Annotated in this window: 15 protein-coding genes; 12 read left to right on the top strand and 3 right to left on the bottom strand. The window is 30.5% G+C overall.

Annotated features, from left to right (window positions below):
- Positions 1-17 precede the first annotated feature (17 nt).
- The 9 genes from B0I03_RS03915 to B0I03_RS03875 all read left to right on the top strand — a co-directional run bounded on the left by B0I03_RS03915 (position 18) and on the right by B0I03_RS03875 (position 5,983).
- Complete coding sequence (locus tag B0I03_RS03915; RefSeq protein ID WP_111566160.1) at positions 18-767, top strand: hypothetical protein; 750 nt, start codon at positions 18-20, stop codon at positions 765-767.
- 140 nt (positions 768-907) lie between these two features.
- The gene (gene cyoE, locus B0I03_RS03910) at positions 908-1,810 is read left to right on the top strand and encodes a heme o synthase (protein ID WP_111566159.1); all 903 of its coding nucleotides are present in this window, start codon (positions 908-910) and stop codon (positions 1,808-1,810) included.
- Positions 1,811-1,812: 2 nt separating this feature from the next.
- Positions 1,813-2,400 carry a cytochrome c oxidase subunit 3 gene (locus B0I03_RS03905; RefSeq protein WP_111566158.1) on the top strand — a complete coding sequence of 196 codons (588 nt, stop codon included), beginning with the start codon at positions 1,813-1,815 and terminating at the stop codon, positions 2,398-2,400.
- A gap of 45 nt (positions 2,401-2,445) precedes the next feature.
- The gene (locus B0I03_RS03900; protein WP_111566157.1) at positions 2,446-3,426 is read left to right on the top strand and encodes a cytochrome c oxidase subunit 3; all 981 of its coding nucleotides are present in this window, start codon (positions 2,446-2,448) and stop codon (positions 3,424-3,426) included.
- 20 nt (positions 3,427-3,446) lie between these two features.
- Positions 3,447-3,797: a cytochrome C oxidase subunit IV family protein gene (locus tag B0I03_RS03895; protein WP_111566156.1), complete on the top strand. Its 351-nt coding sequence runs from the start codon at positions 3,447-3,449 to the stop codon at positions 3,795-3,797.
- A 77-nt stretch (positions 3,798-3,874) separates the two neighbouring features.
- Positions 3,875-4,576, top strand: a complete 702-nt coding sequence (locus tag B0I03_RS03890) for a hypothetical protein (protein WP_111566155.1) — start codon at positions 3,875-3,877, stop codon at positions 4,574-4,576.
- 6 nt (positions 4,577-4,582) lie between these two features.
- Positions 4,583-5,209 (top strand): SCO family protein, encoded by a 627-nt coding sequence (locus B0I03_RS03885; protein ID WP_111566154.1) that lies wholly within the window; start codon positions 4,583-4,585, stop codon positions 5,207-5,209.
- A gap of 2 nt (positions 5,210-5,211) precedes the next feature.
- The gene (locus B0I03_RS03880; protein ID WP_111566153.1) at positions 5,212-5,751 is read left to right on the top strand and encodes a DUF420 domain-containing protein; all 540 of its coding nucleotides are present in this window, start codon (positions 5,212-5,214) and stop codon (positions 5,749-5,751) included.
- Between the two features lie 10 nt (positions 5,752-5,761).
- A complete protein-coding gene (locus B0I03_RS03875) occupies positions 5,762-5,983 on the top strand; it encodes a hypothetical protein (protein ID WP_394338058.1) in 222 nt (73 codons plus the stop codon).
- A gap of 34 nt (positions 5,984-6,017) precedes the next feature.
- Here B0I03_RS03875 and B0I03_RS03870 read toward each other — a convergent pair whose 3' ends face one another.
- A complete protein-coding gene (locus B0I03_RS03870) occupies positions 6,018-7,409 on the bottom strand; it encodes a DUF4403 family protein (protein ID WP_111566151.1) in 1,392 nt (463 codons plus the stop codon).
- A 102-nt stretch (positions 7,410-7,511) separates the two neighbouring features.
- Here B0I03_RS03870 and B0I03_RS03865 point away from each other — a divergent pair, with 102 nt between their 5' ends.
- The 3 genes from B0I03_RS03865 (at position 7,512) to tsaB (ending at position 11,039) form a co-directional block, all read left to right on the top strand.
- Positions 7,512-8,945, top strand: a complete 1,434-nt coding sequence (locus tag B0I03_RS03865; protein ID WP_111566369.1) for a TolC family protein — start codon at positions 7,512-7,514, stop codon at positions 8,943-8,945.
- A gap of 21 nt (positions 8,946-8,966) precedes the next feature.
- Positions 8,967-10,280, top strand: coding sequence for an efflux RND transporter periplasmic adaptor subunit (locus B0I03_RS03860; protein ID WP_111566150.1), 1,314 nt, complete (start codon positions 8,967-8,969; stop codon positions 10,278-10,280).
- A gap of 99 nt (positions 10,281-10,379) precedes the next feature.
- Positions 10,380-11,039, top strand: coding sequence for a tRNA (adenosine(37)-N6)-threonylcarbamoyltransferase complex dimerization subunit type 1 TsaB (gene tsaB / locus B0I03_RS03855; RefSeq protein WP_111566149.1), 660 nt, complete (start codon positions 10,380-10,382; stop codon positions 11,037-11,039).
- A 1-nt stretch (position 11,040) separates the two neighbouring features.
- On the opposite strand, the gene B0I03_RS03850 is transcribed toward tsaB, so the two are convergent.
- Both B0I03_RS03850 and B0I03_RS03845 read right to left on the bottom strand, forming a co-directional pair.
- Complete coding sequence (locus B0I03_RS03850; RefSeq protein ID WP_111566148.1) at positions 11,041-11,811, bottom strand: mechanosensitive ion channel family protein; 771 nt, start codon at positions 11,809-11,811, stop codon at positions 11,041-11,043.
- 80 nt (positions 11,812-11,891) lie between these two features.
- Positions 11,892-12,092 carry a dodecin family protein gene (locus tag B0I03_RS03845; protein ID WP_026724334.1) on the bottom strand — a complete coding sequence of 67 codons (201 nt, stop codon included), beginning with the start codon at positions 12,090-12,092 and terminating at the stop codon, positions 11,892-11,894.
- Between the last annotated feature and the right edge of the window lie 32 nt (positions 12,093-12,124).

Genomic DNA, 12,124 nt, shown 5'->3' with positions numbered 1-12,124 from the left:
TAGATTAATTTTAATTTGTGGTAAACACTCTTAGGATAAAATTAAAGAATATTTTCTTGTTTTTTATTTCAATTGCGTCATTCTATTGTCATTCTCAAATTGCTGATACAATAAGATTTGATATTGATTTTAAGGGATATGAGACTGTTATTAAAAATAATATTAGAGAGAGAAGTGTCTATACGTTAAAAAATAAAAAAGCCATACTAGATCTTTATGAAAAAGATTCTGTGAAATTACTTTTAGATTATAAAATAGACTCTGAATATATTATTACTTCTATTCCTGTTTTTAGATTGAAAGACGATTTCTATAATAATCATAAAAGTAATGTTTTGCACAAAATTGATTTTTCAAATAATTTTTATAAACAGTTTTTAAATATTTATAATAATGATGAAATTGTTTATGAAAGTGATTTTGTAAATCAAGATAATCTCAGTCAGTATGATTTAATTAGAAATAGTTTGATTTTAAATAGTTTTGATGACCCTGTAAGATTCGGAAATCTAAAAGGATATTTATTGAAATTAGGTTTAGAAAGAAAGTATTTTACTTTTTTTATGGAAGGTAGTCCGATTGATCATGTTTTTATTGTTGATAAAGGTATTGTTTATGCGATTTTTAATCCAACACCTGAAGGTAAATACAATAAGATTGAAATTAATGAATATTTTAGTAAATATTATGATAAAAAATTCATTTATAATAAGAAACCTCGATTAAAGAAGAAATTTAAAGAAAAATATTTTTTTGAAATTTATTAGTTTTTTAATCAGTTATAGAATTGATTTGTTTAACATTTTTTGATTATTAGTAGATTTAACTAATTTTCTAAATTCTAAATTCTAAATTCTAATTTTCATATCGTATCTTTGCGCGCAATTTCAAAGCGAAAAACACTAAAGTGGACACGAATAAACAACCTCAATTAAAAAAATCTCTTTACAAAGACTTTGTAGAAATTACAAAGGCGCGTTTGTCTATTAGTGTAGTGGTTTCTACCATTGCAGGTTATTTGTTAGGATTTAATGAGGAGCAACCTTTTCAATGGTTAGTTTTAGTGCTATTAATCGTTGGAGGTTATTGTATGGTGGGTGCTTCAAATGTTTTCAATCAAATCATCGAAATTGAATTAGACGCCAAAATGGACCGAACTAAAAATCGTCCATTACCTTCTCGAAGAATCTCTAAACAAAATGCTTTTATTTTAGGTTGCGTTTTAACCATTTTAGGATTGACTATTTTGTACAATGTAAATCCTAAAACTGCTATGTTTGGCGCGATTTCGATTTTCATGTATGTGAGTTTGTACACGCCTTTAAAAACAATGACACCACTTTCGGTTTTTGTTGGAGCTTTCCCTGGTGCTATTCCTTTCATGTTAGGTTGGGTTGCTGCAACAGGTCACTTCGGAATTGAAGCAGGAACACTGTTTATTATTCAATTCTTTTGGCAATTTCCACACTTTTGGGCAATTGGCTGGTTTTTATACGACGATTACAAAAAAGCAGGTTTCTTTATGTTGCCAACAGGTGAGCGCGATAAAAAAACAGCACTTCAAACCATTTTGTATACGATTTGGATGATTTTAGCTTCAATAATTCCAGCTTTCGGATTTACTGGAAACTTGATTTTATCCAAAACTGCAGCGGCAATCGTTTTCTTGTTAGGATTATGGATGTTGTTTTATGCGGTGCAATTACATAAACAAATGGATGCAAAAGCAGCAAGAAAATTAATGATAGTAAGTGTTTCCTATATTTCTTTGTTGCAAATAATATATGTTATAGATAAATTTTTACGATAGTTATGGAAAATAGAATGACTTTGGAAGAAGAACAAGCTCGTAAAGGCAAAACCTACAAAATGTTGCTATGGTTTGGTATGATTAGCATCTGTATGATTTTTGCTGGATTAACAAGTGCGTATGTAGTAAGTAAATCAAGACCAGATTGGTTGAAAGATTTTGTATTGCCTTCTGCATTTGTAATCAGTACGGTAGCTATGTTGGTAAGTAGTTTTACTTTTTACTTAGCATTACAAGCAACAAAAAAAGACAACAGAAGTAGTGCTTCAATGTTTTTATTGATTACTTTAGCACTTGGAATCGCGTTTATAGTATTACAATTTAAAGGATTTGGACAAGTAATCGATAATGGCTATTTTTTTACAGGAAGTGAAAGTAATGTAACTACTTCATTTTTGTATATTGCTGTTTTGGTTCACATTGCTCACCTTTTAGGAGGTATTATTTCGCTTTTAGTAGTAATTTATAATCATTATAAACAAAAATACAATTCGGCTCAAACCCTTGGTATAGAGCTAAGTGCGATGTATTGGCACTTTATGGATTTTATTTGGGTTTATTTGTTTTTATTTTTCTATTTTTTCAAATAGAAAAAAAATAATAAATTTGGGAACTTTTTAACAATTAAAAAATTTATGGGAGCGACAGTTATTACAGACGAACACGCTTTAGACGGAGGTCCAGGACCATTAGGAGCAACCTATGGTAAAATGATGATGTGGTTTTTCATCTTATCAGATGCATTAACTTTTTCTGGTTTCTTAGCCGCGTACGGTTTTTCAAGATTTAAATTTATTGAAACTTGGCCTATCGCCGATGAAGTTTTTAACCACTTTCCATTTTTACATGGTGTAAATGCGCCAATGTATTATGTTGCGTTAATGACATTTATCTTAATTTTCTCTTCTGTAACTATGGTATTGGCTGTAGATGCAGGTCATCACATGAAAAAAACAAAAGTAGCATTCTACATGTTTTTAACTATTATTGGTGGTTTTATCTTCTTAGGTTCTCAAGCTTGGGAATGGAAAAACTTCATCAAAGGAGAATATGGTGCTGTTGAAACTAAAGGAGGTTCAATCTTACAATTTGTTCAAAAACAAGAAGACGGAACTTTCAAAAGAGTTGCATTAGCTGATTTTGCTGCAACATTACCTGAAGCAAGAACACAACACGAAAGAAGTAACGGAGTTTGGTTCATGGATGAAGCAACTTTGCCAACTTATTCTGTGAATGAAGTTGTTGAAGGTTTTAAATCAGATGAGTCTATTTTAGTTCGTTCAGAGTATTTAAATGCTGAAAAACATAAAACAGTTTTATCAAGAGCTGAATCTTTAAAAAGATTAGAAGAAGCTAAATATGTTGTAGAAGGTGCTAACTTAGTTAGAAACGAATACGGTCATAAATTATTTGCTAACTTCTTTTTCTTTATTACAGGTTTCCACGGATTCCATGTATTTACAGGAGTATTAATTAATATCATCATTTTCTTTAATGTGTTATTAGGTACTTACGAGAAAAGAAAAAGCTACGAAATGGTTGAAAAAGTTGGATTGTACTGGCACTTTGTCGATTTAGTGTGGGTATTCGTATTTACTTTCTTCTACTTAGTATAATTATATAATAAAAGTATATCATGGCACACGCACACGAATCAAATACAAAAAGAATTTGGGTAGTTTTCGGAATTCTATCTGTAATTACTATAGTAGAGGTTTTATTCGGAATCTATAAACCTAAATCATTATATTTCAATAATTTCTTAGGAATGAATTTATTGAACTGGTTATTCATCATCTTAACTATTGTTAAAGCATACTACATTACTTGGGCTTTCATGCACATGGAAGGTGAAAAAAAATGGTTTAGAAGATCAATTGTTTGGACAGTTACGTTCTTAATCCTTTACTTAAGTTTTATTTTATTAGTAGAAGGAGATTACGTTTACGAAGTTTTCAAAACTGGTCACTTAAAGTGGATATTTTAACACTTGTTTCTAATATATAATCCCGATTTACATCGGGATTTTTTTTACTTTTGTATGAACAAAATTAGTTTCATCTAATGAAAAATAAATTAGTCCTCATTTCTCTTTTTATATTGCCTATCGCCATTTATTTGGTGTTTTCTACGGCATCTCATAATTCACTTTTTTTACCGGTACTTTCTAAAAATAATCAAGAAATTCCTTCTGATTGGTCAAGTTTAGATGGAACAAAACAGGCAATGAAAGGAAAGATTACCGTTTTAGGTTTTGTGGGAACAGAAGTAATTACAAATCGTGGTAATTTCTTTAATTTAAATCAGAAGATTTATAACAAATACAAAGGATTCAAAGATTTTCAAATGATTATGGTAGTTCCTTTAGGAAAGGAAAAAGAATGCCAACAAATTATAGATGAATTAGCTCCGATAACAGGAGATATGAATGGATGGAAATTCGTTTTTTCTACTCCAGAGAAAATCCAAGAATTCTATGATAGCTATAAACTAATGGGACAATTAGACGAAAATAAAGGAACTCCAGCAGTTATTATCGTAGATAAAGAATTAAATCATCGTGGAAGAAAGGGTAAAAATCGAAAAGGCGAAAACGAATATAAAGAAAGCTATAACACCATTTCTGCTGCCGATTTGCACAATGAAATGACAGATGATGTAAAAATACTTCTGCGAGAATATCGTTTAGCACTTAAAAAAAATAAGAACGAAAGAAAAGATGCTTTCAGAGATAATATCAAAGAAAACATAGAAAAACAAAAGTAATTTGCCATGAAGAATAAATCATACATCGGAATTTCATTTATCGTTTTGATTTTCGGAATTTGGGCAGTGCCTAAAATTATTGCGAAATTTCAAAAATCTGATTTAGTAGAAATTGGACCAGTTCCTGAATTCAAATTAGCGAATCAAGATAATAAAATGATTTCTGATAAGGACTATTTAGGGAAAGTGTATGTTGTGGAGTTTTTCTTTTCAACTTGCCCTACAATTTGTCCTAAAATGAATGAAAGTATGTTGCAATTACAAAACGAATTTTATGGAAATCCAAATTTCGGAATTGCTTCTATAACTATTGATCCGGCAAAAGATACCCCTCAAGTATTAAAAGAGCATGCTATTTTATTAGGCGTAAAGCATTACAATTGGCATTTTTTAACTGGTGATAAAGATTACATCTACAGTTTAGCAAACAAAGGTTTTAACTTATACGCTGGCGAAAACAATAAAGTAGCTGGTGGATTTGAGCATTCAGGTTTATTCGCTTTAATTGATAAAGATGGAAAAATAAGATGCAGAAAAGACGCACAAGGAAATCCAATTTTATATTACGACGGATTAGAAGCGTCAGGTGTTGAAGCTATCAAAGAAGATATTAAAAAATTACTTGAAGAATAATTATGGAAAATAATATAGAAACAAAATATAACAAACTTATTGTTGTTTTATCAGTTGCAATTCCGGCTGTTGTAGCTTTGCTTTTTGGAGTGAATTTGAGAAAATTAGGGTATGATGTGCAACCTTTATCTTTTTTACCTCCAATTTATGCCACAATTAATGGTTTAACTGCTGTGGTTTTAGTTGCTGCGGTTATCGCTATCAAAAATGGAAATAGAAAACTACATGAAAATTTAATGAAAGTTGCTATCGCTTGTTCGGTTGCTTTCCTTGGAATGTATGTAGCATATCATATGACTTCGGATTCTACAAAATTTGGTGGTGAAGGTGCAATTAAATACGTTTATTATTTTATTTTAATTACTCATATTCTTTTGTCAATCATTATTATTCCAATGGTTTTAACTACTTATGTAAAAGCATGGTCACAACAATTTGATAAACATAAAAAGATAGCAAAAATTACATTTCCAATTTGGTTATATGTTGCGGTTACTGGTGTAATTGTTTATTTAATGATTTCTCCATATTATGCGCACTAAAATAAAAAGTTTGCAAATAGTAGTTTTTACTATTGTCTATTGCCTAATGCCTATTGCCTCAAGTGCTCAATGTGCGATGTGTCGTGCTGCTCTTGAAAGCGAAGAAGGTGGCGTTAAGGCAGAAGCTGTTAATGATGGTATTGTGTATTTAATGGCAATTCCATATATATTAGTAGCTATTTTAGGTTACGCCATTTACCGATTGAAATACGGTAAGAAGAAAGAGATATAAAAAAAGTCGTTTCATTTGAAACGACTTTTTTGTTTTATTCTAATCCATCTACTTTAATGTCCATTTTTCCACTAGTAGTGATGAATGCAATAATGGCTTTATCAGTTAATTCAACTTTTTCGAATTCGAAATCATTGATAGTTCCATTTACAAAAACACCTTTCATAGGTGAATAGTTGTTTAAATAAGGTTTCATGTTTTGTTTGCCTTCTTCTAAGTTTCCTTTTATCGAATAGCGACAATTTTCTTGAATACTTTTTAAAATGGTGCCATGTAACAACCAATTGGCCGATTTCATTAAGACACTTTTTGTATTTAAAACATATTCCATTTGGTCAAAATAAATTTCTTTAGTGATGGGATTGTAATTTGGAATTCCAGATAAATAGATTGTGCCATTAATACTTCCTAAAACATCTAAAGCAATAATCATTTTGCCATCTTTTTGCCATAGATCTACTTTTTGTACCGTAATTTTTCTACTTCCCGATGCAAATTCTTGACCTTGGAAATTCTTAGTCACAATTTTACTAGCGCTTTCAAATGTAGAAACCGCAACTACCGAAACAGTTGTGTTGTCTGGAATTTTCTCTACAGGTTTCAATACAATTTTTGCAGCATCAAATCCGTTTTTAGGCTTTTGTCCCACCATAGTTTGCATGTTGCATTTTAATCCCATGTTTAACATGATTTTAGTTTTGCTAAGTTTGGCTTCGGTTACATATAGTTCTAAAGGAACCATTTTAAACCAGGTTTCGTATTGTTCGCTTGTTAAAATAGGATTGCTTAATTTGTCTAAAGCATCTAAAACATGAGGTTTAAAGTCACAGGTTTTGTCAATAGCTTCATCAATTTTTTTCGAAATTTTCGATTTAAATAGGGTCAATGTGGGATTAATGATATAAGTAATTGGAACGTTTTTTCCAGCTACCAAAATCGTAGGACTTTCGCTCCATTCAAAATCTTCTATTTTAGAAGTAGTAGTGAGCTTCCAATTCGTTAAATGGGTTTTGCTGTCTAAAGTTATGATTCCATTTAGATTGATTTCACGAGTGTCATTTAATCCCATAAAATCAGTTCCATATTTAAATTTTGCCCAAATCTTAAGTGGGATTTCAGAAATAATGTTTCCGTTTTTTTCGCTTAGTTTAATAGGAGCTGTTTTCCAGATTTTCATTTCTGTTTTATCATCATTTAAGATAGAATCGTTAAAAATTAATCCGGTTACATTTTTATTTAGTTGTTGTTCGAGTTCCTTTAATGTTATTTCAACAGGCATTGAAATAAAAGAAACTTTATTCTTAAAAACTACAGGGTTGTCGTTTGAAGGTGCTGGTTTTATGGCTTCAACTTTTTTTGCTGTACCACATGAAACGGTTAGGAGTATAGTAAAAAGTAAAGTAAAAACTACAAGAAAGGTTTTCATAGTAAATCTAATTTTCGATGTAAAAGTAAAATTTTAATTGATATACTGTAACAAAATATAAAAAAAGAGGTCTTATTAGAAATGAGAATTAAAGCACATAAAATGATAACAAAAAAAATAGTTTTTTTTCTATTGTTGATAGGTTTTCAACTTTCGGCACAAAGTAAAAAATGGACTTTGGAAGAATGTGTAGATTATGCTATAAAAAATAATATTTCGGTGAAACAGTCCGAATTAGATTTAAAAAATGCTACAATTAACAAAAAAGATGCGGTTGGTGCCTTTTTACCTAGCGTAAATGGTAGTGCATCTCACTCTTGGAATATTGGTTTAAATCAAAATATTACAACGGGTTTATTAGAAAATCAAACGACACAGTTTACTTCTGCAGGATTAAATGTTGGTATCGACATATATAATGGTTTGAGAAATCAATTACAACTTAGAAAATCAAACTTACAAATTATTGCTACGCAGTATCAATTAACGAAAATGCAAGAAGATATTGCTTTGAATGTAGCTAATGCTTACTTGCAAATTTTGTTTAACAAAGAAAATTTAAAAGTTCAATTACAGCAAAAAGAGTATAACTTAACTCAATTAGAAAGAACTCAAGAATTAGTTGATGCAGGTGTGGTTCCAAATGGAGATTTGTTAGATATTAAAGCAACGGTTGCATCTGATGCACAACGAGTAATTGCAGCGCAAAATGCATTGTTAATTTCTAAATTAAGTTTAGCGCAATTATTACGATTAGATGATTTTGAAAATTTTGATATCGATGAAAATCAAATTCCTGCTTTAAATTCTGAGATTTTATTGCAATCGTCTCAAGATATTATGCAAAAAGCTAAAGAAACAAGAACTGAGTTAAAAATTGCACAATCAAACGTAGAGTTGGCAGAAAAAGATGTTGCAATTGCAAGAGGAGCTTATCAACCAACAATCTCAGGATTTTATAGTTTTAGTACTAGAGCTGCTTACAGTGATAGAATTGTTGGTGTTCAACCAAATACGGATAATCCAACATCAGTTATTGGTTATGTGGATGGAACAGGTCAATCGGTACTTCAACCTAATTTTTCGCCTATTTTAGGTAAACCTGAAGCCGTTTTTGATCAGTTTGATAAGAATAAAGGTCAAAACTTTGGGCTACAATTAACGGTTCCTATTTTTAATGGACTTTCAGTAAGAAATAATGTACAAAGAAGCAAAGTGGCATTAGAAAGAGCTAAGCTAAATTTAGGACAACAAGAATTAGATATCGAAAGAACCGTTTTCACGGCTTATACAGATGCAAATGCTGCAAAAGAAAGTTATGAAGCAGCTGAAAAGACTTTAGAAGCGCGAAAATTATCTTTTGAATACGCAAAAGCAAGATATGAAGTTGGATTAATTAACGTTTTCGATTTCAATCAAGCACAAACCTTGTTAGTTAACGCACAATCAGAAGTGTTAAGAACCAAATACGATTACATTTTTAGAATCAAAATATTAGAATTCTATTTCGGAATTCCATTAATCAAAAAGCAATAGTTAAAATATAAATACTTTATCATGTCAAAGAAAACCATATTCATTTTATTAGGAAGTCTAGTAGCAATAATTTTATTAGTAGTCGGACTTAAAAAAGGTGGTGTTATCGGAAATAACGATGAATCTAAAGTTGTTGAATTATCAAAAGTAGCGCAAACAACAATCGTTGAAACGGTTTCGGCAACAGGAAAAATCCAACCAGAAATTGAAGTTAAAATATCATCAGAAGTTTCTGGAGAAATTATTGCTTTGCCTATCAAAGAAGGGCAACAAGTAAAAAAAGGCGATTTATTAGTAAGAATCAATCCTGATTTATATGAATCTGGAGTTAATCGTTCTGTGGCTTCTATGTCAACTACAAAAGCAGGGTTAAGTCAAGCCGATGCTCAAGTAAAAGAATCAAAAGCCAATTACGATAGAAATAAAAAATTATTTGAAAAAGGAATTATCTCAAAGTCAGAGTGGGATAGAATTGTATCGGCTTATGAAGTTGCGGTAGCAAATAAGCAATCGGCGTATTACCAAGTGCAAAGTGCTTCTGCAACGGTAACTGAAGCAAAAGATAACTTAGGTAGAACTACGATTTATGCTCCAGCAGATGGAACAGTTTCATTATTGAATGTAGAATTAGGAGAAAGAGTTTTAGGAACACAACAAATGGCAGGAACAGAAATTCTTAGAATTGCTAACCTAAACAATATGGAAGTAGAAGTTGATGTTAATGAAAATGATATTGTAAAAGTAAATATTGGTGATTCTGCAAATATTGAAGTTGATGCCTATTTAAAAAGAGAATTTAAAGGAATTGTTACAAGTATTTCAAATTCGGCAAGTACTGCATTAACGGCTGATCAAGTTACGAATTTTAAAGTAAAAGTTAGAATCTTAAAAGAATCGTATCAAGATTTATTAGAAGGAAAACCTGAAAATTTCTCGCCATTTAGACCAGGAATGACGGCAACGGTTGATATTATTACAAAACGTAAAGAAAATATTACGGCAGTTCCAATTAGTGCAGTTGTAGTAAAAGATGATACTACTTCGGTTAAAAAAGATATTGTTGAGGAATTAGAAAAAGAGGAGAAGGAAAAGAGAGGAACGGCACCAAAAAGTGATAAAAAATACGAATGTGTTTTTGTGAAAGTTGGCGATAAAGCTAAGTTGAGAGTTGTTAAAACGGGAATTCAAGACGATACCAATATTGAAATTATTTCAGGATTAAAACCAGGGGAAGAAATTATTATTGGACCTTACACAACGGTTTCTAAAGATTTAGTTTCAAATGATAAAGTTAGAGTTGAAACCGAAAAAGATAAAAAAGAAAGTAAGAAATAGATTTCTTATTAGTTAATTTGGGTAGATAAGGCATAGGAAACTATGCCTTATTTTTTTTACGGGTTTATCTTCTTAACTTTGCCTTTCAAAAATCTGATTATGTCAATTATTCTAAATATAGAAACCGCAACAAAAAATTGTTCTGTAGCTTTAGCAAAAGAAGGAAAAACGATAGCATGTAAAGAAATTGCAGAGCAAAATTTTTCTCATGCCGAAAAATTACACGTTTTTATCGAAGAATTACTTATTGAAAATAATTTGCAATTTTCTGACTTGAATGCTGTTGCGGTAAGTCAAGGGCCAGGTTCTTATACTGGATTACGAATTGGCGTTTCTTCTGCAAAAGGATTTTGTTATGCAATGAATATTCCAATGATTGCTGTTGATACATTACAACTTTTAGCAAGACAAATTGAAATCGAAGACGGAATCATAATTCCAATGATTGATGCTCGCAGAATGGAAGTTTTTACCGCTTTTTACGATAAGAATCATAATCAAATTAGAAATACGCAAGCTGAAATTATTGATGAAACTTCGTATAATGAGATTTTAGAAAAAATTCATTTGGTTGGCGATGGCACCGAAAAATTCAAAAACACTTTAACCGATGATAAATTTGTATTTCATTCTGATGTTATATTTCCATCGGCCAAAGAAATGAGTGAATTATCATTTGACAAATACAAAATAAGCGACTTTGTTGATGTCGCTTATTTTGAACCTTATTATTTGAAAGATTTCGTTTTATCTAAGTAAGTTAAAGTCTAACTACAGATTTACTAAATTCTAGAATTTCAGAGCAGACTTTAGTGTAATCTGAATTATTTGTCCAAACTTTTACGGTAAATATAACGTGAGTATCGGTTAATTCGCTAATAATAATTTCTGGATTCGGATTTTGGATAACATGTTGATGCTTTTTTACAAAGTCCAAAATAGTATTTTTAATATCTGAAAAATTGGAGTCGTAAGCTGTTTTTAAAACTAAATCCGCTCTTCTAATTCCTAATTGCGAATAGTTTTTGATTTTTCCATTTGATAAAATTCCATTTGGAATATAAATTATTTGATTAGTTGCGGTAATTAATTTGGTAGAAAAAATAAGAATTTCGTCTACTTTTCCAGTTTCGCCATGAGCTTCAATAATATCTCCAAGTTTAAAAGGCTTAAATAAAATAATTAAAATTCCTCCAGCAAAATTAGAAAGTGAACCTTGTAAAGATAGACCGATAGCCAAACCAGCTGCTCCTAAAATTGTAACAAATGCAGAAGTTTCTATTCCAAGTTTTGAAATTACGGTTACAAACAACAATACGCGTAATGTCCAAAAGATAACATTTCCAATGAAAGTTGAAAGTGTTAATTCAATATTTCGTTTTAGCATTATTTTTTTTGCCGCTTTTGTAATAAAACTTGTTGCCCAAAGTCCACCTAGAAGAATAACAATAGCAACGACGAGTTTTGGAGAATATTCTAGGATTAATTTTTTAATGGTTTCTAGATAATTTTGAATTTCAATTGGCGTCATATTCTTTTTTTTGCAAAGATATTGAACCCAGAAATCTTAGAAAAATAAAAAAGCGCCTATATTATTAGACGCTTGTTAAGTTATTCAATTTCAAATGTGATTTTTAAATTTACCCTGAATTCAGTTATTTCGTTATCTTTGACCGAAGCACTTTGATCTTGAACATAAACTGATCTAATGTTTTTTAAAGACTTTGCTGCTTGAGTTACAGCTTTTCTTGTGGCGTCTTCCCAACTTGAAGTTGAACTAGACAATACTTCAATTACTTTTAATACGGCCATAAAAAATAGATTTTAATATTAAATTAAAGTTA

This window comes from Flavobacterium aquaticum (genome assembly GCF_003259835.1).
In the GTDB taxonomy this organism is placed as follows: domain Bacteria; phylum Bacteroidota; class Bacteroidia; order Flavobacteriales; family Flavobacteriaceae; genus Flavobacterium; species Flavobacterium aquaticum.
Note: the sequence above shows the minus strand (reverse complement) of the source record. Positions and strands in the feature narration are given on the sequence as shown.

Excerpts from the sequence above, each read along its gene's own strand:
- B0I03_RS03905 (WP_111566158.1), top strand. The coding sequence starts at position 1,813 with ATGGAAAATAGAATGACTTTGGAAGAAGAACAAGCTCGTAAAGGCAAA.
- B0I03_RS03890 (WP_111566155.1), top strand. The coding sequence starts at position 3,875 with ATGAAAAATAAATTAGTCCTCATTTCTCTTTTTATATTGCCTATCGCC.
- B0I03_RS03870 (WP_111566151.1), bottom strand. The coding sequence starts at position 7,409 with ATGAAAACCTTTCTTGTAGTTTTTACTTTACTTTTTACTATACTCCTA.
- tsaB (WP_111566149.1), top strand. The coding sequence starts at position 10,380 with ATGTCAATTATTCTAAATATAGAAACCGCAACAAAAAATTGTTCTGTA.
- B0I03_RS03850 (WP_111566148.1), bottom strand. The coding sequence starts at position 11,811 with ATGACGCCAATTGAAATTCAAAATTATCTAGAAACCATTAAAAAATTA.
- B0I03_RS03880 (WP_111566153.1), top strand. The coding sequence starts at position 5,212 with ATGGAAAATAATATAGAAACAAAATATAACAAACTTATTGTTGTTTTA.
- B0I03_RS03860 (WP_111566150.1), top strand. The coding sequence starts at position 8,967 with ATGTCAAAGAAAACCATATTCATTTTATTAGGAAGTCTAGTAGCAATA.
- B0I03_RS03865 (WP_111566369.1), top strand. The coding sequence starts at position 7,512 with ATGATAACAAAAAAAATAGTTTTTTTTCTATTGTTGATAGGTTTTCAA.
- B0I03_RS03900 (WP_111566157.1), top strand. The coding sequence starts at position 2,446 with ATGGGAGCGACAGTTATTACAGACGAACACGCTTTAGACGGAGGTCCA.
- B0I03_RS03845 (WP_026724334.1), bottom strand. The coding sequence starts at position 12,092 with ATGGCCGTATTAAAAGTAATTGAAGTATTGTCTAGTTCAACTTCAAGT.
- B0I03_RS03885 (WP_111566154.1), top strand. The coding sequence starts at position 4,583 with ATGAAGAATAAATCATACATCGGAATTTCATTTATCGTTTTGATTTTC.
- B0I03_RS03895 (WP_111566156.1), top strand. The coding sequence starts at position 3,447 with ATGGCACACGCACACGAATCAAATACAAAAAGAATTTGGGTAGTTTTC.